This is a genomic window from Nonomuraea sp. NPDC051298 (genome assembly GCF_055586305.1).
In genome coordinates, this window is record NZ_JBVJIM010000001.1 from 385,378 (window position 1) to 409,890 (window position 24,513).

24 protein-coding genes and 1 tRNA gene are annotated in these 24,513 nt (G+C 70.7%); 15 read left to right on the plus strand and 10 right to left on the minus strand.

All coding sequences use genetic code 11. The features are described 5' to 3' along the window. Nucleotides 1-4: 4 nt before the first annotated feature. Nucleotides 5-1,450 (minus strand): MFS transporter, encoded by a 1,446-nt coding sequence (locus tag ACZ6S0_RS01950; RefSeq protein ID WP_465912720.1) that lies wholly within the window; start codon nucleotides 1,448-1,450, stop codon nucleotides 5-7. A gap of 88 nt (nucleotides 1,451-1,538) precedes the next feature. Here ACZ6S0_RS01950 and ACZ6S0_RS01955 point away from each other — a divergent pair, with 88 nt between their 5' ends. The 3 genes from ACZ6S0_RS01955 (at nucleotide 1,539) to ACZ6S0_RS01965 (ending at nucleotide 3,094) form a co-directional block, all read left to right on the plus strand. Beyond that, the gene (locus ACZ6S0_RS01955) at nucleotides 1,539-2,012 is read left to right on the plus strand and encodes a MarR family winged helix-turn-helix transcriptional regulator (protein WP_465912721.1); all 474 of its coding nucleotides are present in this window, start codon (nucleotides 1,539-1,541) and stop codon (nucleotides 2,010-2,012) included. 266 nt (nucleotides 2,013-2,278) lie between these two features. After that, nucleotides 2,279-2,632, plus strand: coding sequence for a DoxX family protein (locus ACZ6S0_RS01960; protein ID WP_465912722.1), 354 nt, complete (start codon nucleotides 2,279-2,281; stop codon nucleotides 2,630-2,632). Nucleotides 2,633-2,788: 156 nt separating this feature from the next. Continuing rightward, a complete protein-coding gene (locus ACZ6S0_RS01965; RefSeq protein ID WP_465912723.1) occupies nucleotides 2,789-3,094 on the plus strand; it encodes a hypothetical protein in 306 nt (101 codons plus the stop codon). Between the two features lie 33 nt (nucleotides 3,095-3,127). Here ACZ6S0_RS01965 and ACZ6S0_RS01970 read toward each other — a convergent pair whose 3' ends face one another. After that, nucleotides 3,128-4,501, minus strand: a complete 1,374-nt coding sequence (locus tag ACZ6S0_RS01970) for a ZIP family metal transporter (protein WP_465912724.1) — start codon at nucleotides 4,499-4,501, stop codon at nucleotides 3,128-3,130. Then, nucleotides 4,501-5,583 (minus strand): multicopper oxidase domain-containing protein, encoded by a 1,083-nt coding sequence (locus ACZ6S0_RS01975; protein ID WP_465912725.1) that lies wholly within the window; start codon nucleotides 5,581-5,583, stop codon nucleotides 4,501-4,503. Before ACZ6S0_RS01975 ends, ACZ6S0_RS01970 begins: the two co-directional genes overlap by 1 nt. Before the next feature lie 260 nt (nucleotides 5,584-5,843). Between ACZ6S0_RS01975 and ACZ6S0_RS01980 the strand changes: the two genes are divergently transcribed. The 6 genes from ACZ6S0_RS01980 to ACZ6S0_RS02005 all read left to right on the plus strand — a co-directional run bounded on the left by ACZ6S0_RS01980 (nucleotide 5,844) and on the right by ACZ6S0_RS02005 (nucleotide 12,085). Continuing rightward, nucleotides 5,844-6,293 carry a cupin domain-containing protein gene (locus ACZ6S0_RS01980; protein ID WP_465912726.1) on the plus strand — a complete coding sequence of 150 codons (450 nt, stop codon included), beginning with the start codon at nucleotides 5,844-5,846 and terminating at the stop codon, nucleotides 6,291-6,293. Between the two features lie 372 nt (nucleotides 6,294-6,665). Continuing rightward, nucleotides 6,666-7,937 carry an Nramp family divalent metal transporter gene (locus ACZ6S0_RS01985; protein WP_465912727.1) on the plus strand — a complete coding sequence of 424 codons (1,272 nt, stop codon included), beginning with the start codon at nucleotides 6,666-6,668 and terminating at the stop codon, nucleotides 7,935-7,937. A gap of 98 nt (nucleotides 7,938-8,035) precedes the next feature. Beyond that, nucleotides 8,036-8,374 (plus strand): hypothetical protein, encoded by a 339-nt coding sequence (locus ACZ6S0_RS01990; protein ID WP_465912728.1) that lies wholly within the window; start codon nucleotides 8,036-8,038, stop codon nucleotides 8,372-8,374. Further along, nucleotides 8,371-9,519, plus strand: coding sequence for an oxalate decarboxylase family bicupin (locus ACZ6S0_RS01995; RefSeq protein WP_465912729.1), 1,149 nt, complete (start codon nucleotides 8,371-8,373; stop codon nucleotides 9,517-9,519). Before ACZ6S0_RS01990 ends, ACZ6S0_RS01995 begins: the two co-directional genes overlap by 4 nt. 296 nt (nucleotides 9,520-9,815) lie before the next feature. After that, nucleotides 9,816-10,883 (plus strand): HesA/MoeB/ThiF family protein, encoded by a 1,068-nt coding sequence (locus tag ACZ6S0_RS02000; protein ID WP_465912730.1) that lies wholly within the window; start codon nucleotides 9,816-9,818, stop codon nucleotides 10,881-10,883. After that, a complete protein-coding gene (locus ACZ6S0_RS02005; protein ID WP_465912731.1) occupies nucleotides 10,880-12,085 on the plus strand; it encodes a hypothetical protein in 1,206 nt (401 codons plus the stop codon). Before ACZ6S0_RS02000 ends, ACZ6S0_RS02005 begins: the two co-directional genes overlap by 4 nt. On the opposite strand, the gene ACZ6S0_RS02010 is transcribed toward ACZ6S0_RS02005, so the two are convergent. Next, nucleotides 12,027-12,518, minus strand: a complete 492-nt coding sequence (locus tag ACZ6S0_RS02010) for a cupin domain-containing protein (RefSeq protein ID WP_465912732.1) — start codon at nucleotides 12,516-12,518, stop codon at nucleotides 12,027-12,029. The two genes, ACZ6S0_RS02005 and ACZ6S0_RS02010, sit on opposite strands and share 59 nt — an antisense overlap. 122 nt (nucleotides 12,519-12,640) lie before the next feature. Further along, nucleotides 12,641-13,399, minus strand: a complete 759-nt coding sequence (locus ACZ6S0_RS02015; protein WP_465912733.1) for a thioesterase II family protein — start codon at nucleotides 13,397-13,399, stop codon at nucleotides 12,641-12,643. A 248-nt stretch (nucleotides 13,400-13,647) separates the two neighbouring features. Between ACZ6S0_RS02015 and ACZ6S0_RS02020 the strand changes: the two genes are divergently transcribed. The 3 genes from ACZ6S0_RS02020 to ACZ6S0_RS02030 all read left to right on the plus strand — a co-directional run bounded on the left by ACZ6S0_RS02020 (nucleotide 13,648) and on the right by ACZ6S0_RS02030 (nucleotide 16,825). Then, nucleotides 13,648-14,622 carry an AraC-like ligand-binding domain-containing protein gene (locus ACZ6S0_RS02020; RefSeq protein ID WP_465912734.1) on the plus strand — a complete coding sequence of 325 codons (975 nt, stop codon included), beginning with the start codon at nucleotides 13,648-13,650 and terminating at the stop codon, nucleotides 14,620-14,622. Between the two features lie 167 nt (nucleotides 14,623-14,789). Then, a complete protein-coding gene (locus tag ACZ6S0_RS02025; protein WP_465912735.1) occupies nucleotides 14,790-15,185 on the plus strand; it encodes a hypothetical protein in 396 nt (131 codons plus the stop codon). A gap of 353 nt (nucleotides 15,186-15,538) precedes the next feature. After that, nucleotides 15,539-16,825 (plus strand): HAMP domain-containing sensor histidine kinase, encoded by a 1,287-nt coding sequence (locus tag ACZ6S0_RS02030; RefSeq protein ID WP_465912736.1) that lies wholly within the window; start codon nucleotides 15,539-15,541, stop codon nucleotides 16,823-16,825. 11 nt (nucleotides 16,826-16,836) lie between these two features. Here ACZ6S0_RS02030 and ACZ6S0_RS02035 read toward each other — a convergent pair whose 3' ends face one another. From ACZ6S0_RS02035 to ACZ6S0_RS02045, 3 genes are all read right to left on the minus strand, one after another. Continuing rightward, nucleotides 16,837-18,123: an ArsB/NhaD family transporter gene (locus ACZ6S0_RS02035; RefSeq protein WP_465912737.1), complete on the minus strand. Its 1,287-nt coding sequence runs from the start codon at nucleotides 18,121-18,123 to the stop codon at nucleotides 16,837-16,839. 220 nt (nucleotides 18,124-18,343) lie between these two features. Then, nucleotides 18,344-20,146: an alkyl/aryl-sulfatase gene (locus tag ACZ6S0_RS02040; RefSeq protein ID WP_465912738.1), complete on the minus strand. Its 1,803-nt coding sequence runs from the start codon at nucleotides 20,144-20,146 to the stop codon at nucleotides 18,344-18,346. A 97-nt stretch (nucleotides 20,147-20,243) separates the two neighbouring features. Then, a complete protein-coding gene (locus ACZ6S0_RS02045) occupies nucleotides 20,244-21,092 on the minus strand; it encodes an alpha/beta fold hydrolase (protein WP_465912739.1) in 849 nt (282 codons plus the stop codon). Between the two features lie 83 nt (nucleotides 21,093-21,175). On the opposite strand from ACZ6S0_RS02045, the gene ACZ6S0_RS02050 reads away from it, so the two are divergent. Beyond that, nucleotides 21,176-21,517 (plus strand): ArsR/SmtB family transcription factor, encoded by a 342-nt coding sequence (locus tag ACZ6S0_RS02050; protein ID WP_465912740.1) that lies wholly within the window; start codon nucleotides 21,176-21,178, stop codon nucleotides 21,515-21,517. Then, entirely contained in the window at nucleotides 21,514-21,903 is a 390-nt protein-coding gene (locus tag ACZ6S0_RS02055; protein WP_465912741.1) for a VOC family protein, read from the plus strand. Before ACZ6S0_RS02050 ends, ACZ6S0_RS02055 begins: the two co-directional genes overlap by 4 nt. Nucleotides 21,904-21,906: 3 nt before the next feature. Here the strand turns inward: ACZ6S0_RS02055 and ACZ6S0_RS02060 are convergent, their stop codons facing one another. After that, complete coding sequence (locus tag ACZ6S0_RS02060; RefSeq protein WP_465912742.1) at nucleotides 21,907-22,527, minus strand: hypothetical protein; 621 nt, start codon at nucleotides 22,525-22,527, stop codon at nucleotides 21,907-21,909. Nucleotides 22,528-22,846: 319 nt separating this feature from the next. On the opposite strand from ACZ6S0_RS02060, the gene ACZ6S0_RS02065 reads away from it, so the two are divergent. Then, nucleotides 22,847-24,280, plus strand: coding sequence for a serine hydrolase (locus ACZ6S0_RS02065; protein WP_465912743.1), 1,434 nt, complete (start codon nucleotides 22,847-22,849; stop codon nucleotides 24,278-24,280). Nucleotides 24,281-24,328: 48 nt separating this feature from the next. On the opposite strand, the gene ACZ6S0_RS02070 is transcribed toward ACZ6S0_RS02065, so the two are convergent. Next, a tRNA-Leu gene (locus tag ACZ6S0_RS02070) sits at nucleotides 24,329-24,402 on the minus strand. Nucleotides 24,403-24,513 lie beyond the last annotated feature (111 nt).

A 24,513-nucleotide genomic window follows, 5' to 3' on the forward strand; every position in this document is an offset into this window, starting at 1 on the left:
GCCGTCAGGACCTGCGGGGCAGCAGGAAGCTGACCGCGACGGTGACCGCGAGCAGGGCGAGGCTGCCCCAGATCGTGACGCCGAAGGCCGTGCCGTACCCGTGCGTGGCCTCCGCGGAACGCCCGGTCAGCAGCGGGAAGAAGACCGTCCCGATCACGGCGACCCCGACCGAGGCGGCGACCTGGGCGACCGTGTTGAACAGGCCGGAGCCCGACCCCGCCTGCTCGGCGGGGACCTTCTCCAAGGTCAACTGGGCGAGGGGGGCGACCGTCAGCCCCATGCCCAGCCCGCCGACGACGACGCCGGGCAGGAAGGCGAGCGATCCGGTGCCGGGCGTGGCCGCGGTCGCCGTCACGGCCAGGACGGCGAACCCCACGGCCAGCACGACCAGCCCGAGCTGCACCGTCACCCGGCCCAGCCGGGGAAGCAGCACCGCCGCGCCCAGACCGGCGGCGACGGTCGTGGCGACCGGCCAGGGCAGCATCGTCAGCCCGGCCTCCATCGGCGCCATGCCGAGACCGGACTGCAGCAGTTGCATGAAGGTGAGGAAGAACCCCATCACCGGCACGAAGAACAGGAACTGCACGAGCAGCCCGCCACCCACCGAGCGCACCCGGAACAGGGACACCTCCACCAGCGGCAGGCGTCCGCGCTCGCCGAGCCGCCGCTGGTGGCGGTGGAAACCGGCCAGCACCCCCACCCCCGCCACCAGGCAGAGGTACGTCCAGATCGGCCAGGGACGTCCCTCGCTGCCCGCGATGAGCGGGAAGAGGATCAGCAGCAGGCCGGCCGCGCAGATGCCCATGCCCGCCAGGTCCAGCCGCGGCCGGGCGGCGCCGCGCCCCTGAGGCAGGACCCGGGCGGCCACGACCAGGGCCACGAGCCCGACGGGCACGTTGAGCCAGAACACGCTGCGCCAGCCCAGCCCGGAGACGTCCGCCTCCAGCAGGGCCGCGCCGAGGATCGGCCCGGCGGCCGCCGCCAGGCCGGACAGCGACGAGAAGGCGGCCATCGCGCCGCCGCGCTCGTGGGGCCGGTACATGAGCTGGATCTGCGAGAGCACCTGCGGGACCATCGCCGCGGCGAAGACTCCCTGGACGACGCGGGCCGCCACCAGCGCGTCGGCCGTCGGGGCGGCGCCGCACAGCGCCGAGGCCGCGACGAACCCGGCGATGCCGACCAGGAAGACGCGACGGTAGCCGTAGAGGTCGCCGAGCCTGGCGCCGGTGATGATCCCGAGCGCGAAGGCCAGGGTGTAGCCCGCGAGCATCCACTGCACCTGCGCGGGCGAGGCGCCAAGGTCGGCCCTGATGGCGGGCACGGTGACGTTGACGATGGTGACGTCGAGCAGGTCCATGAAACTGGCCAGCAGGATCACGACCAGGGCGATCGTACGGGTCCGGCCGCCGGCGGCCGGGGCGGTGGTCAGGTGGGATGTCTCAGCGGACACCGGAGCCTCCGGATGAGCTAGAGTTGTCTTAGTAGATAAGTATCTGACTCACTAAGTATCTTAGCCGCGAAGATATTAGGGGATGCCTGTGAACGTCAAACCGCGCCACGACGGGCAGGTCTCGCTCGCCGACCAGATCGTGCTCGCCATGACCGACCTGGTCGGCGCGATGGGGCGGATGAACGACCTGGTCGCCCAGCGGGTGGGAGTCGGGCCCACGGACCTGCTCTGCCTGCACACGCTGAACCGTGAGGGCCCCAGCACCGCCGGCGCGCTGAGCGTCCGCCTCGGCCGTACGACCGGCGCCATCACCCAGATGATCGACCGGCTGCAGAAGGCGGGGTTCGTCCGGCGCCGGCCGCATCCGGAGGATCGCCGCAGCGTACTGGTCGAGGCCGTGCCCGACGCGCTCGGCAAGGTCGCCGCCCTCTACGCCGGGCTCGACGCGCGCGCCCGCGAGTCGATGGGCGAGTTCAGCCCGGAACAGCTCGCGGCCGTCCACGCCTTCCTGGTCGCCAGCCACCAGAACGCCGTCAAGGAGTCCGACCTGCTGGCCGAGTGATCACCGGGCCGCCAGGGCTCCGATGATCATGTTCGGTGTTCGATACGGGCACCTGGACCTTGGCCATTCAGCAGCTTCCACGGCTGCTGACCTAAAAGTGATCTCTGACGAGAAGGGCGCTCGCCGCGCGGTTCCATGGCCGTCCACCGGCCGCCGCCGTGTCACATCCGTGCCGCCGCGATCCGTCCGAGCACGTGTCGGGCCCCGGCCCGCTCTCGTCCACCCGACGTCCTCCCGACGTCTTCGACCGAACGGAGGCCAGGCGCGTGTCCATCGCCTATCTGGTCGTCACCGTCATCACGATCGCGGTCAACTCCTGGGCCGCCGTCGCGGACTTCGCCCGCGCCAGGATCGTCCTCGCCAACTCGGACGCGGTGGGTGTCCCGCACTCCTGGATCCCGCTGCTGGCCGCCCTCAAGGCCGCCGGAGCCGCCGGGCTCCTGCTCGGGCTCCTGGGCCTGCGGCTCGTCGGCGTCGCGGCGGCCGCCGGGCTCGTGCTGTTCTTCGTCGGCGCCATCGCCACCCACGTCCGCGCCCGCGTGTACTTCCCCAACATGGCCTTTCCCGGGGTGTTCCTGGCGCTGGCCGTCGCGTCGCTCGTCCTGGCCGCCTCGTCGTGACGCGAGCGCCACACCACCGGCGACGGGAGGCACTCAGAAGGCTGGCTTCCCGGCCAGTTTCACGCCCTGACGGCCGGGCATTCCCACCTCGCGTCACGGCTCGTATCCGGACCACTACCCACGTACAGATGGATCTCCCCCCGAAAGGAACGGCCCTTGGAGACCGGCGCACACCGGCCGCAGGTGATCGACGTTCCGATCTGCCTGGTGCGTACGCGGATCAAGCTGGGCGCGTTCGTGGTGCTGACCATCGCCGCGGCCGCGTACGGCGGGTCTCCCCGGGTCACGCTCGCCCTGGCGGGCACCTGCGTGGGCATCCTGCTCGCGGTGGTGGCGCTGGGCGGCCCGCGCCTGGTACGGGCCCTGCTCCTCGGCGCGGCCCGCGCGACCGGCGCGACCGGCACGACCGGCACGACCGGCGCATCCGGCACGACCGGCGGCCAGGAGCACCGGTCTACCTGACCCGCCGGGCTCACCCGGCCCAGCCGGGAGAGGTCAGGCCAGCAGTCCCGTCGCCCACATGAGGACCATCCCGGCCAGCACCCCACCGACGCTCATCGGGTGCAGCGCCCGCCCGGCGCGGTCGCGTACCGCCGGGGCCAGTTGCAGGATCACCTGCGCGATCGCCCCGACGCCGAACCCGAGCAGTAACGCCCCGACCGCGGGCTGGACCGCGGCGGCGCCGAGCCAGGCGCCCGCGATCGCCGGTGCGCCCGCGACCAGGCCGAGCAGGATCAGGGTGCCGGGCGCGACGCGGCGGTCGGCGGCCGGGGCCACGATCGCCAGGCCCTCGGTGGTGTTGTGCACGGCGAACCCGACGACGAGCGTGGCGCCGAGTGCCAGCGCGCCCACCGCGTACGCCGAGCCGATCGCCAGCCCCTCCCCCAGGTTGTGCAGGCCGATGCCGACCGCGACGAGCAGCGCCAGGCGATGCCCGTCGGGCCGGGCGGCCAGCCAGACCCCCACGCCGGACAGCAGCAGGTACGCCGCCACGGCCCCGAACAACACCAGCCCCGCGCCGCCGAACGCCCCCGCGGACTCGCCCGCGATCTCCAGTCCCTCGACGCCCGCGTCGATCGCCAGCCAGGCCAGCAGGCCGACGGTCACCGCCATCAGCGCCTGGATCCAGCGCGGCGGGATCCGGCGCAACCACGGCAGCCAGAGCATGCCGATGGCGACGGGGATGACGCCGACGTACGTGCCGAGCAGCGCCATCAGCCCGAGGAACCCGGCCGGGTCCGGCGTGGTGACGGCGACGGGGATCTCGTGGCCGATCAGGCCGCCGGTGGAGGTGAGCAGGCCGACCTCGTACGCCTCCCCCTCGACCCAGGGGTAGGTGATCCTCACCGTGGTGGCGCGCAACCGGCCGAGTTCCGACTCCTCGGCGCTGAAGTCGGAGAACGCGTCGTTCACCGAGACCTGGGCGATGGCGACCGGGTCCTGGCCCTGGTTGCGGACGACCAGCTCGATCGCACCCGGGCCGAGCACCGTGCGCTCGACGGTCAGCTCCTCGGCGGGCGGTCCGGCCCGCCCGGTGAGGCCGGGCACGTCGAGGAGGGAGAAGGCGGCCACGGCGAGCGCCACGATGCACAGCGGGAGCAGGCCGAACACCCACGTGCCGAACCGCCCCCCAGCCGGTCCTGGCACGGGGTCGCGGGATCCGGGCGCGGGACGTTCAGGGTCGTGGGGTGCGGTGTCGTGCGGGACGGTGTCGTGGGTGACGGTCTCGTTGAGGACGGTCTCGTGGGGGACGGTCTCGCCCGGTGTGGGAGCGGTGTCGCCGGGCGTGGGGTCGTCGTGGGGCGTGGAGTCGCCGGGCGTGTGGTCGTGAGGTGGGGGGTCATGGGGCGTGGGGTCGCGGGGCGGCATCAGAGCCCTCCTTCGTGCGGGGCGTCCGAAGGGGTGGCCTCGGAGCCGACGTCGAAGAAGCCCATCCAGCCGAGTTCGGCGAACTCCGACTGGTGGGCGTGGAACATGAAACGTCCGCGGCTGCCGAACCGCAGCTCGAGAATGCCGCGCTGGCCCTGGCAGAGCATCACCGTGTCGGTGTACTCGGCGGGCCGCAGCGACGTGCCGGTGGGATACCAGTCGAAGAAATTGCCGTGCACGTGGAAGGAATTGATCAGATCGTATTCGAGGATGTTGACGAGATAAATCCTGACCAGCTCGCCCAGTTTCACCCGGACGGGCTCGGTCATATACGCGAAGGGAATGCTGTTGACGGCGTACAGTTCGTTGGTGCGGTCGAAATTGGTGTCGAATCCGTTCATCACCATCACGAGTTCGTCCGCCGCGGGGCGGCCGGCCTTCGGGTCGATGAGCAGGGTGCCGTACAGACCTTTGGCGATGTGCGCGGCGAGCGGCGTGACGTGGCAGTGGTACGGGTGGAGGCCGAACGGCAGGGCGTCGAACTCGTAGACCGTCCGCCCGCCCGGCTGGATCAGCCCCGGTCCGAGCCCCGCGACGCCGTCGACCTCCGGGGCGTGTACCCCGTGGAAGTGGATGGTGTGCGGGTGGGACGACTCGTTGACCAGGGTGATCCGCAGCCGGTCGCCCTCGGTCGCGCGCAGGGTGGGGCCGGGCACCCTGCCGTTGTAGGTCCAGGCCGGCATCGTCACGCCCGGCGCCACCTCGATGTTCTTCTCCGTGGCCGTCAGGGTCCATTCGCGGAGAGTCCGCCCATCGGGCAGGCGTGAGATCTTTCCCCCGTCGAAGTCCCGGAGCAGGGCGGTCGGGTGAAAACCGTTCGCCGCATTGTCGACGCGCGTCCCGGATCGAAATCCGGCGTGCGCCGATCCGGCCGTGTGCGCGGGCTCGTGCTGGTGATGATCGGGTTCGTCCGTGCGGGTTGCCGATTTTCCGGCCAGATTTGCGGCGACTGCGCCGCCGACCACGGGAGCCAGCGCGGCGATCGCCAGACGTCGCGAGATTTCTGACACGATCAATACCATAAATTGTCAATCCTGCCGAGGCAATACGTAAATTAAAATCACGCAAACACCGTCCATTTCTTAGCAAATCCGCTTTTATCCCCATTTGCCCTGACTGAACGAGCCTTGTCCGCGAGCCCCGACATCAATCCGGATATAATTACACAAAGTGGACTCGGATTCATGTGATCGTACGACCGCCCCGCCCAATGGCCCGAGGTCGGCCCCGGCGGGCGGTCACGGAAGCGAACAGCACACCTTGACGCTGGAGAACCACGGCCATGAGTGACACCTTCGACGGCAAACAAGTCAGGATCGCGCGCCGCGGCACTCTCGACGACGACACGGCGCAGACCCCCGGACTCATCCGCAACGTCGCCTTCAACGGACGCAACCCGGATGCCGAACACCTGTCGGCGTTCCTGAGCGTCGTCAGGCCCGGCGCGGTGACCGCCGCCCACCATCACGGCGACCAGGAGACCGTCCTCTACGTCGTCAGCGGTACGTCCCGGTTCAGATGGGGAGAACGGCTGGAGCACGTGGCCGAGGCGGGCCCCGGAGACTTCGTGTTCGTCCCCTCCCACCTCATTCACCAGGAGATCAACGCCTCCGCCAAGTTCGAGACGGTCTGGGCCGTGGTGCGCTCAGGTGTGATCCCGGTGGTGGTCAATCTCCCCGAGCTTGACGCCTATATCGAGCATGCCGCGATCGAGTACACCAGCCCTCAATAGACCGCCCCTCAGCAGACCACTCCCCAGTTGAGCGCCCCCCAGCAGGGCGTCATGCCCGGCGGCCCTCTCCGCCCGACCGCCGCCGACCCGTTCGGGGCGAGCCCTGATTTGCGAGTCACGCCATTTGTCGGATTTTGCCTGCTTGCCTGACTCGTTAGCCCTGTAGGTATTTGCAGGGAATTACACATTAGAGATAGCTCGTGTAATTGATTGATGTTTCTGGGGAAATCGTCCTCCGGTAAGGGGATTTTGGCGTGAACTTAGTTTCATGCCTCTCTTTGCGGGGGTATTCCTCGCCCACATCGCCACTTTCGACGGATCGCGTCGTAGGTGCAGTGATCCGTCGTGTTCAGGCGATTTGGGGAGAGGGCAGTGATCGTTCCTGGTGCGGTCTCCGACAGACCGACAGGCAGGCGTGCGCCCGTCTGGCCGGGCGTCCGGATCGTGCCCCTGCTCGGACCCGCATTCGTCGCGGCGATCGCGTACGTGGATCCCGGCAACATCGCCACCAACCTGACCGCGGGCGCGACCCTCGGCTACACCCTGGTGTGGGTGGTCGTGATGGCCAGTCTGGTGGCGATCCTCGTGCAGTTCCAGGCGGCCAAACTGGGCATGGCGACCGGGCGGAGCCTGTCGGAGCTGTGCCGCCAGAGGTTCGGCCGATGGGGCAACCGCGTGCTGTGGCTGCAGGCGGAGATCGTGGTGCTGGCCACGGACCTGGCCGAGTTCGTGGGGGCCGCGATCGGCCTGCGACTGCTGTTCGGCATGCCGGTCGCGGCGTCGGCCGGGGTGACCGCCGTGCTCTCCCTCCTGCTGCTCGAGCTGCGGCGGCACGGGCGGACCCGCCCCTTCGAACTCGCCAGCGCGGCGGCCCTGGTCCTGGTCGGCGCGGGAGTCGGCTACGACGTCGTGTTCGCCGGTCACCAGTCCGCCGAGGGCCTGGTCGCCGGGTTGGTGCCCAGCCTGGCCGACGACGGGGCGCTGCTGCTGGCCATGGGCATCGTCGGCGCCACGGTCATGCCGCACGCCGTCTACCTGCACTCGGCGCTCGTACAGGGGCGCGGCATCTCCACCGAGGCCGCCGGGCAGCATCCGGCTCTGGTCCGCCGGATCCTGCGGCTGGACTGCTCGCTCGCACTGGGCCTGGCCACGGTGATCAACGTCTCGATGATCGCCCTGGGCGCCGGGCTGGGGGCGGCGACCGGCGGCGCCTGGACCGGCGACCTCGTGGCCGCGCACGGCGAACTGGCCACGCGGATCGGCGGGGCCGCCGCCCTGGCGTTCGCCATCGCGCTGCTGTCGTCGGGGGTGTCGTCGGCCGGGATCGGCACGCTGGCCGGCGACGTCGTGATGCAGGGCTTCCTGGGCCGGCGGGTGCCCGTGCACGTACGGCGGATCGTCACCATGGCCCCGGCGGTGCTCGCCCTGCTGGCCGGCGCGCCCTTGACCGGCCTGCTGGTCCTCAGCCAGGTGGTCATCTCCCTCGGCGTGCCCGTCGCGCTGTTCCTGCTCGTCCACTTCTGCCGGGACCGTACGCTCATGGGCCCGCTGACCAACGCCCCGCTCACCACCGCGATCGCGGCCACGGCCGCGGCGGTGGTCGCCCTGCTGGCCTGTTCCCTGCCCCTCACCCTGCTGCTGTGAGGCCGCTGTGTGCTTGCCGAGCCGTTCGAAGGCCGTTGAGGGCCGTCGAGAGCCGTTGAGAAGCCTTTTGTGACCCGATCCCGCCACCGAGGTGACCGATGCCAGCGCCGAGCGACCACTACCGGACCGTTTTCCCCCGGACCGGCCTCACCCAGACCGGCCCCGACCGCGAGCCGGAGCGCGGGCCCGCGGGCCCGGTGGGCCTGCCGGTCCCGGTGGCGCGGATCCGGATCAAGCTCGTCGCGACGGTGCTGCTGACCGCGGCGGCACCCGTCTTCGATGCCCCGGTGTGGCTCACGTCGGCACTGACGCTCACGTGCCTGGCCATACCGCCGGCCGTGGCGGCACTGGGCGGCGCGGACCTCGTCCGCGAGCTGCTCCTGCTGCCACCACGACCGAACCCATCCGCAACCATCCGAAAGGACGATCACCCATGACCAAGCCCATGGAACAGCGCATCCCGCATCCGAAGCGCAACGGCAAGGGCGGCCTGGACACCGGGCCCCGCAACATCGAGCTGGACCTGCAGAACCCCGACATGCTCACGCCGCCGGAGACCGACCACGGCACCGTTCCCAACATGAAGTTCTCCTTCTCGATGGCGCACACCCGCATCGAGGAGGGCGGCTGGACGCGCGAGGTCACCCAGCGGGAGCTGCCGATCGCCACCACGCTGGCCGGTGTGGACATGAAGCTCAACCCCGGCGCCTACCGCGAGCTGCACTGGCACCAGGAGGCCGAGTGGGCGTACGTGCTGGAGGGGAGCTGCCGCATCGGCGCCGTCGACCAGGAGGGCCGCAACTTCCTCGACGACGTGCAGAAGGGTGACCTGTGGTTCTTCCCCAAGGGGGTGCCGCACTACATCCAGGCGTTGGAGGAGGGCGTGGAGTTCCTGCTGGTGTTCGACGACGGCAACTTCTCCGAGAACTCCACCTTCATGATCAGCGACTGGTTCGCGCACACCCCGAAGAGCATCCTGGCCAAGAACTTCGGCTGGACGCCGCAGCAGATGGCCAAGATGCCGGAGAAGGAGAAGTACATCTTCAAGGGCCAGGTGCCGCCTCGCCTGGACTCCGACCGGGTCGTCAGCCCCACCGGCGACGTGCCCCGTACCTTCAAGCACCGGATGCTCGCCGGGAAACCGCAGCGGTTCTCCGGCGGGACCGTGCGCATCGTCGACTCCACGACCTTCAAGGCGGCCACCACCATCTCCGCCGCGCTCGTGGAGATCGAGCCCGGCGGCCTGCGTGAGCTGCACTGGCACCCGACCGACGACGAGTGGCAGTACTACATCTCCGGTCAGGGCCGGATGGGGGTGTTCGCCAGCTCGGGGCTGAACCGCACCTTCGACTTCCGGGCGGGCGACGTCGGGTACGTGCCGTTCGCCTTCGGGCACTACGTCGAGAACACAGGCAAGGAGCCGCTGATCTTCCTGGAGATGTTCCGCAATCCGCGGTTCGAGGACATCTCGGCCACCCAGTGGATGGCCAACCTGCCGCCTCAGGTCAGCTCGGACACCATCAACATGCCCCGCTCCATGATCGAGGCGCTCCCGAAGGACAAGCGTCCCGTCGTCGCCTGAGCCGACGCCCGGAGGCGCTGACGTCGCGCCCGGCCCAGCATGCGTGCCCTGGGCCGGGCGCGCGCATTTTGCCCCTTTTGATAGATCATGCCCGAGTCTGTAGCGGGCTTGTAGCGGCTCTATGGCGCGGACGGTACATCATTCCTTGATCGCAGATCGCAGGAGAGGAGGATCAACATGAAGATCGAGATTCGCAAGGTCGAGGCCATCAAGGCCACCATCAACGGCCCCCACTAGACAGTGTGCCGGGGTGGGGGCGGCCACCCTCGCCTCCACCCCGTTCACAAGGAGTCGCAATGCGGATCGTGCTGAAGGAATGCCTGTGGGAGTCGATGGGCGACGAACTGCTCGTCCTCTTCGACCCACGCGAGGTGATCACTCTGGGAGATCCGGACGGCCGCGTGGCCGCCCTCTTCACGGAGCTGCGCCGCGCACCGCAGACCGCGGAGTCCCTGGCCCGCACCCTGTCCGTGCCCGAGGAGGACGTGACAGAGGCCCTGGCCGCACTGGACTCGCTGGGCCTGGTCGAGGACGCCGACTCCCGCACGCTGGGCGATCCCGCCCTGGACGCGCGCCACTTCTCCAACCTCGCCTTCTTCGGCACCTTCGCCAGGCTCGACCGGCCGCGGACAGAGTACGTGCGCCGGTTGCGCGAGGCCCACGTCCTCGTGCTGGGAGTCGGCGGCGGCGGCTCGTCCCTGGTGCAGTCCCTGGCAGGGCTGGGCATCGGCACCCTGACGCTCGTCGACCGGGACGACGTCGAGCCGCGCAACTTCGCCAGGCAGTTCCTCTACCGGCACGCCGACCTCGGCCGCTCCAAGGTGGAACGGGCGGCCGAGTGGGTACGCGAGTACGACCCCGCCATCTCGGTCCGCGCCGTCGACCGCTGGATCAACGGCCCCGACGACCTCAAAGACCTCCTCGACGGCGTCGACCTGGTCGCGGGCGGGCTCGACGGGGACCCCGAGGCGCACCTGTGGGTCAACGAGGCGGCCGCCCGCGCGGGCGTGCCCATCGTGGTGGGCGGCATGACGCGTACCCAGGTGATGTACTACTCCGTCGACCCGGGCAAGAGCGCCTGCGTGCAGTGCGACTGGGAGAACCGCGCCGATCTCGGCGAGGCGTCGGCGGGCGGCTTCTTCGAGCGCAACAGGGCCGGCGTCACGGTCACGAACACGCTCATCGGCCCGCTGGCCATGCAGATCGGCTCGCTGGTGGCGTACGAGGCGCTGCGCTACCTCACGGGGCTGGAGCCGCCGGTCGCGGCCGGCGCCTACATCAAGCTCGACCTGCGCGACGGCCTCCAGCCGGTGCGGCAGCCGTTCGCCACGACCCCCGACTGTCCCGTGTGCGGCGGATCATGACCGTTCGGCTGCGACCGCTCAGTGTGGTGCCGGAGGGCGACGACGAGGTGCTGGTCGGGGATCCGGCGACGGGCACGTTCGTCGCCATCCCCGCGGTCGGCGGGGTGGTGATCAACGCGCTCCAGGACGGCGCGACCGTCGAGGAGACGGCCAGGCGGGCTGCGGAGTTCGCCGGGGAGCCCGTCGACGTGCCCGCCTTCGTGGACGCGCTGCGCGAACTGGGCTTCGTCGAGGACCCGTCCGATGGCACAGCCCAGGCCACGGCCGAGGCCACGGCGCCGGAGCCCGCCGGGGAACGGGCCCCGGTGGCGACCGCGCCCATCCAGGGCAGGCGCTGGCTGCGTGGCGTACGCGCCGACCTCGCCCGCCCGCTGTTCGGCCGGGTCGCCTGGACGGTGTACGCGCTGGCCGCCGGGTTCAACGTGGTGGCCCTGCTGTTCGTACCCGGGCTGCGGCCCGACCCCGCCCACGACGTCTTCTTCGCCGACGTCGGGCTCAGCACGATCCTGCTCTACCTGATGTTCCTGGCCGTGGCCGCGTCGCACGAAAGCTGGCACTGGCTGGCGGCCCGCGCGCTCGGGATCCCGGCCCGGTTCGGCGTGGACCGGCGGATGGTGTTCGTGGTCTTCGAGACCGACCTGTCGCAGTTGTGGTCCGTGCCCCGGCGCCGGCGCTACGGCCCCCTCCTCGCGGGTCTGGCCGTCGACTCGCTCCTGCTGGCCCTCTCCCTCGCCCTCCAGTGGGTGACGGACCTGGCGCTGCTGCCCGCCCTGGCGTACGTCCTGGTCTTCCAGATCGGCTGGCAGTGCATGATCTTCCTGCGTACCGACCTGTACGCCGTGCTGGTCACCTGGCTGAGGTGCAAGAACCTGTGGCGCGTGCAGGCCCTGCTCCGCCGCCGGGCCTTCGGCCGCCTCAGCGCGGCGGAGGCGGAGGAGCTGGCCGCGGCCGACCCGCACGACCTTCGCGTGGGCCGCTGGTTCCGCTGGCTCTGGCTGGCCGGAGTGGCGGTCGTGGCGGCCTGGCTCGGCTTCTTCGTGCTGCCCGTCATCGCCGGGCTCGCCCAGTGGGCGGCGACCGGCCTCGCGGCCGGGCCAGGCGCGTGGGCCTTCTGGTACGCGCTCTGCTGCCTGGCCGTCGTGATCACGCCGTGGGTGGTTGCGGGCTGGCTGGCCGTACGCGAGCGGGTCCATCGTCCGTAGGCCCGCGGGGCGCCTCTTCCATCCGGGTGCCCGGTGGCAGGGTGACGGCCATGACGGCGCTGGGGATGTCCAACTCGACGCGGTGCCATCGGCCACGCGGGACGATGGCGGCGGTCCCGGCCGTCAGCTTGACCTCCTCCTCCCGCTGCCCCGGCCGTTGCGGGCGCAGGTGCAGGCGGATCTTCCCGACCAGGCAGCAGACGACCCGCTCGGCCCCGGGGTGCACCTGCCAGTGACCGGCGTGGACGTCGGCGCCGGTCTTGGCGTGCAGCGCCGTCAACTGCCAGCCGTCCTGGCCGGAGCCCGCCGGTCGGGTGCCCGCGTGGATCGTGCCGTCGGGGTGGAGGTGGAGGACGGAGGCGAAGAGATCGAACGGGGTCACGGTCAGGCCGGGACGGCCCTTTTCGCGCGAATCCTTGGGGATCGTGCTCATGACCACCATCGTCGTCCTTCCGCCGCCCAAGGGCGTCCTGCGAGCGGAGTCATCCACCCCTACCGCGCGGGGACCGGCGACCGGCCGGACTACGACCCGGGGAGTAGGTGACGTGAGCGGCCTCAGCGCTCGCGGGGCGGCCCCTGGACGGCCTTGACGAGGAGCCCGGCCAGGTCGTTCAGCCGGGTGTCGAGGTAGAAGTGCCCGCCGGGCATGACCTGCAGGTCGAACGGCCCGGTGGTGTGCCGGGCCCACGCCGACGCCTCGGCGATCGTGGTGTTCGGGTCGCGGTCGCCGACGACGGCGGTGATCGGGCAACTCAGAGGCTCGCCCGGCGTCCACAGGTAACTCTCCACGGCCTTGTAGTCGTTGCGGACGATCTGCAGCACCATGGCGAGCAGTTCCTCGTCTTCGAGCACGCGCGGATCGGTGCCGCCCACCCTGCGCATCTCGGCCACCAGGCCCGCGTCGTCGAGCAGGTGGACCTCGCCGCGACGGTGTTCGGCGGGCGCGCGCCGCCCGGACGCGAACAGCCAGGAGGGGCCGTCCGCACCGAGGCGGCGGGCCACCTCGTACGCGACGACCGAGCCCATGCTGTGCCCGAAGAAGACCCGCCGGCGGCCCGGCTCGTGCCCGGACAGGGCCTCGGCGAGCCGGTCGGCCAACTCGGCGAGGTCGTCGATGAGCGGCTCCAGCCGCCGGTCCTGCCTGCCGGGGTACTGCGCCGTGAGGACGTCGGCGTACGGGCTCAGCAGCCCGGAGAGCTGGTGGAAGTAGCTGGCCGAGCCGCCCGCGTGGGGGAAGCAGACGAGCTGCGGGTCGCCGACGCCGTCGTGGAAGCGCCGCAGCCACATGCCGGCCGGGCCGTTGGGCGATGTCACGTGTTCACCTCTCGCGTTCCGTGGTCGCCGCCGGACGGGGGTCGCCGGCGACGGCGACATGCCGGAGGGAGACCGCCGCCGGCACGCCTGTGATCGTCAGGATCGCACAGCTCGTGAACGCCGCCGCGGGCCTGCCGGTGACGTACGCCCTCGGGACGGCGAGGCCGACCGGCCTCTCTTGCGGCCAGGAACACGGCGGCTATCTTCGGTCTCAGGGGACGTGCTGGAGTGACGGCCAGGTGATCGGGGTGTCCGTGGAGACGGTGGTCCGCACGGCGGTGTTACCCGCCAGGGAGCGGTTCGACTTCTGGCGGGAGATGGTCTGCCAACTGGTGGTCCCGGTAGAGGTGCGCAGTGACGACACCACCGACTTCGACGCCACGATCCGGGTGATCGACCTGGCGCGGATGCAGGCGTCGATGCTGGACTTCCCGCAGGTGGAGGGGCACCGGAGCACCCGGCTGATCCGGCGTTCCGATCCGGAGATCTACTACTTCGCCGTCTGCCTGCGGGGCATCACCCACATCTCCCAGCGGGGACGGACGGTCTCCCTGCAACCCCACCAGATGACGCTGTACGACAGCTCGCACCCGCACCACAGCCTCGTCGGGAACGGCGTTCACCGTGGCCAGGGGCTCATGATGCACATCCCCCGCGCCCTGCTGCCCCTGCCGCCGGCCCGGGTCGAACCCGTCCTGGTCCGGCCGCTGTCCGGGTGGCACGGGATCGGCGCCCTGACCGTCGACTACCTGTGCCGTCTCTTCCGGCACGCCCCCGGCTACACCGCCGCCGACGCCACCAGGCTCCTCACGGTCACGCTCGACCTGATCGCGGCCATGCTCGCCCACGAGAACGGCGTGGACCACCCGCTCCCGGCGGAGACCGTCCAGCGCTCGCTGCTCGCGCGGGTGCAGGCGTTCATCCGCCGGCACCTGCACGATCCCTGCCTGTCGCCCGCGATGATCGCCGACGCGCACCACATCTCGCTGCGTTCGCTGCACCGGCTGTTCAGCACGCAGGACACGACGGTCGCGGCCTGGATCCGGCGGCAACGGCTGGAGCGGTGCCGGTACGACCTGGCCGACCCGCTGCTGAGCGACCGGCCCATCCACGCCATCGCCCGCAGATGGGGCTTCGCCGGCCACGCGCACTTCACCAGCGCCTTCCGCGCCGCCTACGGCCTCTCCCCGCGCGAGTACCGGCGCCAGACGCTCGGACGCTGACCGGGCGGACGCCGCCTGGCACTCCTCGGCAAGAGGCTGGCACCCGCGCACAACGACGGCGGCCACCCCGCGCGGCGACCATGGGAACGCGCCTCGCGAGTGCCGACCCCAGTTGAGCCGACCCAGCCCGGCATGCCGACTCCGGCAATGCCGACGAAGGGAGCACGATGGCCATTCTCCGACGCCTACGGCCGGCCGCGGCAGCGGCAGGTCTGGGCGTGGCGCTCCTGGTGATCACCTCATCAGGCCCCGCGAACGCCCACTACTCCACCTACAACGTACGCGCCTGCGGCCCCGTCTCCATCCAGGAATGTGGCTACGGGTGGGTGTCGTCGGACCACCGTCAAGCGGGGGCCTGTGACAGCTACGCCGACAGCTACGGGTTCTACCTGGTGTTCGAGAAGCACGACGGCGGGACGGGAGTCGTCCGCGACCCCAACGGTTCGGCGTCGGGGTGCGGCCTGGGGCCGCCAGGACTGGCGACCCCGGCGATAGCCCGCTACTACGTGTGCTCGGACCGTGGCGGCTCGGCCCACATCTGCCGTCCCTGGAAGACCAGCTAAGCGGTACGGCGCGGCCGTCGGACGCTCCGTCATGGTCTTGTGACGGCCGGTGAGGCGCTTCCGGTGACGGCCCGGTCGCCGGAAGCGCGGCCTGTCGCGGCGGTCCCACGCGTACCTCGCGCACCTCAGGCCCGACCGGCCCCGCCCGCCACCGCACCGCACAGCGGCCCCGGCCCGGGTCAAGTCCTGGCCGCTTCACACCTCACTTGTCATTTCTTGGGACAGGCTTTCCCTCACTGTTGGCGGGACCGGGGCCTGGTCTTCATTACCGTGAAGGAGTGGGCAGTCTCCTGAGACGATTTCGTCCACGGTCGATCCGCGGGCGGCTCACGCTGCTGAGTATCGTGTGTACATTGCTGATCCTCGTCCCCACGGCCGTGGCCGTGAGCGTCATCGTCTCCCAGACCATTTCCGATGTCATGTGGGAAGCGACCCAGCAACAGGTGGTCCTGGTCGCGGCCGCCGTCCGCAAGGGCGCCCTGTCCAGCAGGATCGTGCCCTCGGTGCCGGGGGTCGACCTGGTCCAGGTCGTCGAGCCGAACGGGCACGTGCTGGCCGCGTCCGACGCCGCGGGAAAGACGGCGCCGATGGTCAGCGCGCGTCCCTCCGGCGACGGCATCCAGGACCTGCAGACCTGCACCGGCGGCAAGCTGGGGTGTCTGCGCGTCAGCGCGCTCCGGGTGAATCCCGCGGACGGCTCTCCTCTGGTCTATGCCGCCGCCCGTACCGCGGTGATGACGTCGACCACCATGGACGACACCATCCTGGCGGTCCAGGCGGCCCTGCTCGCCGCCGCCGTCGGCGGGATCACCTGGTACGTGACCGGCCGCATGCTGCGCCCTGTGGAGGCGATCCGATCGGAGCTGGCCACCACCACTCTCAGCGATCTCAGCCACCGCATCGCGCAGCCGAGCGGAAACGACGAGATCGCCAAGCTGATCCGTACGCTCAACCACACGCTGCTCCGCCTGGAGCGCGCCACGCACGCCCAGCGGCGGTTCGTCGCCGACGCCTCGCACGAGCTGCGCACCCCGCTGGCCGGGCTGCGGCTCAAGCTGGAGGAGGCCGAGATGCACCCGCAGGACGTCGACGTGGGCGAACTCATCCACGAGGGGCTCTTCGACATCGACCGGCTGCAGGCGATCACGACCGACCTGCTCCTCTTGACCGGGCTCGAATCCAGCGCCGCCGGAGCACGCCAGACGATCGACCTGGCCGACCTGTCGTACACGGAGCTGAACCGGCGGACCGACCCCATCCCGGTCACGCCCAACCTGCTCGACGGCGTCATCGTGGAGGCCGTGCCCGGGCAGCTCGGCCGGGTGCTGACCAACCTGCTGGACAACGCCCAGCGCTACGCCAGGGGCCGGGTGGAGCTACGGGTCTCCCGCGACGGCACCTACGCCCTCATGGCGGTCTCCGACGACGGCCCAGGAGTCCCCGAGGCCGACCGCGAACGGGTCTTCGAACGCTTCACCCGCCTCGACGCCGCCCGCAGCCGCGACCACGGCGGCACGGGCCTCGGGCTCGCGATCGCCGACGACATCGTCCGGGCCCACTCGGGGACCATCACCATCCGCGACAGCGTCCACGGCGGCGCCTGCTTCGAGGTACGCCTCCCCCTCTCGTCCCCGGCGTAGCCGGGCGCGGGTCACGGCAGGTAGCGCAGCCACAGGTACGGGGCGACGAGCGCGACGGTGACCACGGTGACGATCAGGCCGTACTTGGTGAACTGCCAGAAGCTGATCGGGGTGCCGTTGCGGGCGGCGATCCCGAGCACGACCACGTTGGCGGCGGCGCCGACTGCGGTGGCGTTGCCGCCGAGGTCGGCGCCGAAGGCCAGCGCCCACCACAGCACCCGCGCGCCCTCGCCGCCCGCCTGCACGAGCTGCTCGACGATCGGGCTCATGGTGGCGACGTACGGGATGTTGTCCACGACGGCCGACAGCACGGCCGAGCCGCCCAGCACCCCCATCGTGGCCACCGTGAGCTGCCCGGCGGTGGCCTCGACCGCCGCCCGCGACAGCTCCTCGATGACACCGGTCTCCACCAGGGCGCCGACCATGACGAACAGCCCCGCGAAGAACACCAGCGTGGGCCACTCCACCTCGGCGAGGGCCTGCTCGGTGGTCACCTTGGTCGCCGCCACCAGCACCCCCGCGCCCAGCAGCGCGACCACCGACGGCTCGTAGTGCAGCACCGGATGCAGCACGAACGCGGCCAGCACCAGCGCGAGCACGGCCAGCGACTGCCACAGCAGCCTGCGGTCGGCGATGGCCTCCCGCTCGTTCAGCGCCATGACCTCGGCCGCCCGCTCGGGGTCGTACCGGAACGTCCGCCCGAACATCAGCCAGCACAACCCGACGAACACCACCATCAGCACGATGACCATCGGCGCCATGTGGACCAGGAAGTCGTTGAAGCTCAGGCCCGCCCGGCTGGCGATGATGATGTTCGGCGGGTCGCCGACCAGCGTGGACGCGCCGCCGATGTTGGACGCCATCGCCTCGGCGATCAGGAACGGCACGGGGTTCACCGCCAGCCGCTCGCACACCAGGAACGTCACCGGCGCGATCAGCAGCACCGTCGTGACGTTGTCGAGCAGCGCCGAGGCCCCCGCGGTGATCAGCACCAGCAGCACCATCAGCCGGAACGGCCGCCCCCTGGCCCGTTTGGCGGCCCAGATCGCCAGGTACTCGAAGACCCCGGTCTCCTTCAGCACCCCCACGATGATCATCATGCCGAGCAGCAGGAAGACGACGTTCCAGTCGATGCCCGAGTGCTCGGAGAAGAACGCCGCCTTCGCACCGGTGGCATGGATCAACAGCATGATCCCCGCACCGCCGAGCGCCGCGGCCACCCGGTGGATCCGCTCGGTGGCGATCAGCGCGTACGCGGTCAGGAACACCGCCACGCTCACCCACGACAGCACGCTCACGCCGCGAGCACCCGATCCAGCGGCGGGGCGGTGATCGTGGGCGGGTCGGCGATCAGGTCACGGGCGCGCACCGGCACATCCTTCGCACGTCAACGGGACAACAACCTGCCGACCAGACTTCCCGGCACACCTATAGAGAACCTATCAAGTACCGTCAAGATCGCATATACCGCCGCAGACGACGGTCGGGGTGATCGGCCGAGAGTCCCGCGTCCTCCTCTCAGGGTGTGACGACGGCGAAGTCCCGCACGGGGTTCTCCAGTACGTCGGTCAGCCGGCGCAGGACGGACAGGTCGCCCTCGTGGTCGATGCCGTCGGCGTCGCCCCCGCCGAGCAGGCCCAGCAGGCGCTGCCTGGTCAGGCGCAGGGTCAGGTCCGCTCCCCCGCCCGACGGTGACCGCTCGTGGATCAGCGCGCCGTTGGACATCGTGGTGCGGTGGTGCTCGTCCAGGTCGGTGAGGTGCCAGTCGATGGCGAAGCGCTCGTTCCACGCCCTCGGCCCGAGCACGCGGATGGCGAGGGAGCCGAAGATCTGCTCGGCGGTGAGCGCGCCGAGCAGGTCGGGCGAGGCGGTGTCGGTCGTGCCCGCCGAGGGGTGGCCGGTCAGTTCGGTGGCGCCGGTGAGGTAGAAGTTGCGCCAGGTGGCGTTCTCGGCCCCGTGGCCCATCCGGGTGTAGACCTGGGCCAGCAGCCTGCGGGCCGCGGAGTCGCCCTCGTCGGCGAAGACCGCGTGGTTGAGCAAGGAGGCCGCGAAGCGCAGGTCGCCCTCCCCCACGTAGCGTTCGGCCAGGGCGACCACGGCGGAGGTGCCGCCGAGGCATTCGACGTAGCGGCGGGCCTGCTCGACGGGCGGGTGCTCCCACAGGTGGGCCGGGTTCCCGTCGAACCAGCCCAGGTAGCGCTGGTAGATCGCCTTGACGTTGTGGCTGACCGAGCCGTAGTAGCCGTGGGTGTGCCAGACCTGTTCCAGGGCCGGCGGCATCTGCATGGCCTCGGCGATCTCGGCGCCGGTCAGGCCGCGGTTCAGCAGGCGTACGGTCTGGTCGTGCAGGTAGGCGTACATGTCGCGCTGCTGGGACAGGAAGGTGACGATGTTCTCCTTGCCCCAGGTGGGCCAGTGGTGGGAGGCGAAGGCCACGTCCGCCTCGTCGCCGAACAGCGCGATGGCCTCGGTCAGGTAGTGCGCCCAGATCCGGGTGTCGCGGACCAGCGCGCCGCGCAGGGTGAGCACGTTGTGCAGGTTGTGGGTGGCGTTCTCGGCCAGGCACAGGGCGCGGCGCTCCGGGAACAGGAAGTTCATCTCCGCCGGGGCCTCGGTGCCGGGGGTGAGCTGGAAGACGATGCGTACGCCGTCGACCGTCTCCTCCTGGCCGGTCCTGGTGATGTCGTGGGTGGGCGGGAGGAGGGAGACGGTGCCGGCCGAGGTGCCCATGCCGAGCCCGCAGCCGAGCTGGCCCTCCGAGGAGTGCGGCAGGAGCTGGCCGTACATGTAGAGGGCACGGCGGTTCATGGCGGTGCCGGCGTAGACGTTCTCGGAGACGGCGTGCTCCATGAAATGGGCGGGCGCGATGATCGGGATGCCGTCGCCGTCGGTGACGCCGCGCGCGCCGCCGAAGTGGTCGACGTGGGAGTGGGTGTAGATCAGGCCGGTGACCGGGCGGTCGCCCCGGTGCTCGCGGTAGAGCCGCAGCGCGGCGGCGGCGCACTCGGTGGAGATCAGCGGGTCGATGACGATGACGCCGCGCTCGCCCTCGACGAGGGTCATGTTGGACAGGTCGAGGCCGCGCACCTGGTAGATGCCGTCGGTCACCTCGAACAGCCCCTGCTTGGCACAGAGCTGCGCCTGCCGCCACAGGCTCGGATGCGCGGTCTGCGGGCAGTCGCCGTCGAGGAAGTCGTACGAGTCGTTGTCCCAGACGACCCGGCCATCGGTGGCGTTGACCACTCCCGGCGTCAGTTTCGCGATGAAGCCGCGCTCGGCGTTGTCGAAGTCGGCACGGTCGTGAAAAGGAAGGTCCGCCATAGGAACAGAGGTGCCCGGAATCGTCTTCGACAAGGGCCAGCAAAGCCCCAAGAAAGGACATATAGGCATATGACCCACTTAGGGCCACCAATTCAGGTCAGCGTCGGCTGAAGAACCGTCTCAGCTCCGCCGCCACCCGCCCCGGTGAGCCGCGGCCGTCGAGCGGCGCCTCGTGCCCGACGCCGTCCAGGACGACGCGCTCCGCCCGCGGCAGGGTCGCCTGCAGCGCGTCGAGGGCCCGGTGGATCGGCGGCGGGGTGCGTTCGCCGTCCATGAGCAGGGCGTCCGCGCGCAGGCCGGCGTAGCCGTCACTGGTGGACAGCTCGGCGAAGATCTGGACGTCGAGACGCTGCAGGGGAATCAGCTCGGCCACGGACTCCTCGTCGGAGCCGGGCGCCCTGCGCTGTCGGCGGAGGTACCAGCGGAGCGCGGGCTCGAACAGCCAGCGGGGCATCGCGGCGGACAGGCGTTCGGCCCGTACGCCCTTGGCGAAGGTGACCATGGCCGCGGCGACGTCGCCCCGGTCCATCTCGCGTTCGAAGCGCGGGATCCAGGACAGGTCGAAGGCGCCGTACATGGACAGGGCGGGCTCGTACACCGCGACCGCGCTGATGGCGGGCACGGTCAGCGCGGCCTGCAGCGCGATGAGCCCGCCCGAGCTGTGCCCGAACACCAGGCGGGCGCCGGTCCCGGCGACGAGCGCCTCGACGTCCTCGCATTCCCTGGCCATGCGGTACCTCTCACCGGGCGGCCCGCTGCGGCCGCGCCCCCGCCGGTCCTGCACGTGAACGGTGAACTCGTCCGACAGCGCCCGCGCCAGCCCCATGTAGTGCTGGGCGGCGAGGTAGCCGCCGCTGATCAGCAGGATCCCCGGCCCTTCGCCCAGACGCCGGTAGCCGATCGTCGTGCCGTCGGCCGAGGTGACCTTAGCACTGCTAAATTCCATACTCACCAGAGTGGCTTAGCAGCGCTAAGGAGTCAAGCGGGCGCGATGGCCACCCGATTTGACATGCAAGCATGGGCTTGCCTATGGTGCGGCGTGTGGGTGATGTCTTCAAGGCCCTGGCCGATTCCACCCGGCGGACGATCCTCGACGAGCTGACCGACTACGACGGACAGACGCTCTTCGAGATCTGCGCCCGGCTGGCGACCAGGCACGGGCTCGGTTCGTCACGGCAGGCGATCTCGCAGCACCTCGACGTCCTCGAGCAGGCCGGGCTGGTCGAGACCAGGCGCGAGGGCCGGTACAAGCTCCACTACATCAACACAGAACCGCTCGAACCGATCGTCGAGCGGTGGCTCGGCAGGCCCCGGCACGACGACCGCCCTGAGAGCCGCACCGACCCGGACGGGGAGAGGAAACCGACATGAGAATCCACCTGACGAGCGTGCTCGTCGACGACCAGGAGAGGGCGCTGCGCTTCTACACCGAGGTGCTGGGCTTCGTGAAGAAGCACGACGTCCCCCTCGGCGAGGACCGGTGGATCACCGTGGTGTCCCCGCAGGACCCCGACGGCACCGAGCTGGTGCTCGAACCCAGCGGCCATCCGGCGGTGAAGCCGTTCAAGGACGCGCTGGTCGCCGATGGCATCCCGATCACCTCGTTCGCCGTCGACGACGTCAGGGCCGAGTACGAACGCCTGCGCGGCCTCGGCGTGCACTTCACCCAGGAGCCCACGGAAATGGGCCCGGTCACCACCGCCGTGCTCGACGACACCTGCGGCAACCTGATCCAGATCGCCCAGCAGCCGAACTAGCCATCAGCGGGCCTGGCCGGGCGGGGTGTGCGGGGCCTGGGTGGGCAGGCCGTTCGTCTCGGGCTCCTGGACCGGCTTCTTCTCCTGTCCAGGCGGTTGCCTGGTCTGCCCGGGAGGGGTGTGGTCGCGGCTCGTCTCGGGTGAGGCGCCCGGCGGTGTCGGCCGCGGGGCCGTCGTGCTGGGCCGGGCGGTGGGCCGGGCGGTGGGTCTCGCCGACGCGGGGGCGTCAGGTGTCGCTGTCGTGGCCTGCGGCCGAGGCCGTGGCGGTGCGACCCGGGTGGGGGCGGGTGGTCCGGTGCGGTTCCTGCGTGCGGTGGGGGTGGCCTGCCGGGTGGGCGCCGGGGCGGCGGCGCCGGGCGCGGTGGGTGCGGCGGTCCTGATCGGACGCGGGGTGGGGCTCGCCGGGGTGGCCTGGGACCGGGCGGCGAGGACGGCCGGCGGCGGGCTGGTGGCGTCGTTCTCCTGGGCCGGGACCTCGTTGAGAATGGGCCAACTCGACGGGACGCCGATCAGCAGCGCGGCCAGGACGAGTTGGAGTACGCCCGCCAGGACGGTGGCGATGCGGATCGCCCGCCCGCGTAGGTGCCGCTGCTCGTCGGCGGCTTGGTGAGGGTGATCCGTCACCGTGGGGGCGTTCTGGTCGCTGTCATGGGTTCCTCCCAGGGCTGCGAGGACGGGAACGGCGGGCCTTTTCGATCTAGACATGGATGGTGACGGCGGTCAAGGCCGCGAGCGAAGATTCCCCTCTGACCAGGCCCGCCGAACGCGGGTCAGACATCCCTGGAGCTTGGATGTCAAGCGGTGAGCCCACGCCATTCCGGACGATCACCGGTCTCACTCCGGATAGGGTGGCGCCGTTCGATTTTTCGATCATGGCGGTGCGGGTCCGCCGGGCTTCGCCACGACCGCTGAAAAGCTCGTCTACCGATAGGAACCAACTCTCTTGCCCATTTTCCACGCCAGGACGCGGCGATTCGCCGTGGCCGCCTTGACCACCGTGTCGTTACTGCTGGCTGCCGCCCCGGCCCAGGCCGACGGCGAGGACGCGGGCGCCGTGGCCGCCTTCCTCCGGCAGGCCATGGCCGCCGCCCGCTTCGAGCAGGTGCTCGACCTGGCTCCGCCGGGCTCGCCACAGGCACGTACGCTGTCGAAGGAGGTGGACAAGGAGGCGAGAACGCCCGCCGACCACGCCCGGTTGTTCGCCTCGGCCGCCGATCCCCAGCCGATCGTCCAGCAGCCGCAGCTCGACGTGACGGTGCTGGAGCTGGACCGGTACGGCAAGCCGGTGTCGTCCGGAACCGTGCTGATGAGCCCGCAGCATCCGCAGGGGATCGTCGTGCCGGTGGACCGCGACTTTCACACCACCCAGGTGCGCTGGCGGCAGTGGGACGACTCCGGTTGGTACGCCAACCAGGGCAAGGGCACCATCGACATCGTGCCGGGCAGGGAGAACGCCCCCATCGACTTCATGTCGCCCTACCCCGCGTCCGTGCTGAAGCTGATGGTGGCCTTCGGCGTGCTCCGCCTGGCCGACCAGGGTGGCATCGGCCTCGACGACACCTACGCCTACGAGCCCACGGTCGTCAGCTCGCTGTGCGGCGGCCCCACCAGCAACACCGTCCGCGCCTACCTGGACGCCGCCATCACCTCCTCCGCCAACAGCGCCACCTGTGCCCTGGTCAAGCTGCTGCACGACCGCGGCGCGGTCGACGGGCTCAACCAGACGTTCCAGGACCTGGGCCTGGAGACCATGCAGCTCAAGAACACCAACCCGGCCAACGGCGGCCGCTGGTCCAACCCGGTCACGATGAGCTCGCTGGACACCGCCAAGCTCCTGGCGCTGGTCAACGGCGTACCCGGCAAGGCGTGGACGGCTCCCGACGGCACGCCCGTGACCTCCGCCGTGCTGAGCCCGGCCGCCCGCCAGGTGTTCAAGAAGCTGCTCGCCGAGCAGGGCTTCAACGACATGCTCTCCACGACCAACCGGTGCGGCGCCGGCTATCCGGCCCCCGGCCTGCCGCAACAGGTGGCGGAGCGCTGGGTGGCCGCCGACGGCACGGTGACCGTCGGGGGCAACAAGTACGGCCGGGACGTGCGCCCCTGCAACCAGCAGGCGCAGGTCACGTTCGCGCACAAGACCGGCTGGGTCGGCAACTCCGGGGCCGACGCCGGCATCGTCAGGTCGCTGCCCGGCAAGGCCGGCCGCCACTACATCGTCGTCGCCCTCACCAACCTCGGCACCCAGTACGTCGACGCCGACCGCCCGCCCGCCGAGCCCGGCGTCCTGCCCGTCCTCTACACCGAGAAGCTCGCCCAGCTCGGCGCCGCGATCGACCGCTACGAAACCACCCGCCACGCCCGGCTCTCCAAGCGCTGAGCCAGGCGGGCGGCCAGGTGGGACGGCCGGGGGACGGCCGGTTGGTCGTGCCGCTCCAGGGATTCGAACCCTGAACCTCCGCCTCCTGAAGACGGCGCCTCTGCCAGTTGGGCCAGAGCGGCTGGACCCCGGGCCCGGCCGGCGTGAGCCGGCCCGGGGTGAGGGCGAGGTCCGGCCGGGGGACGCCACTCCCGTCGGCCAGGCCATCGGCCCGCGGCCCCTTCCGTTCGGGG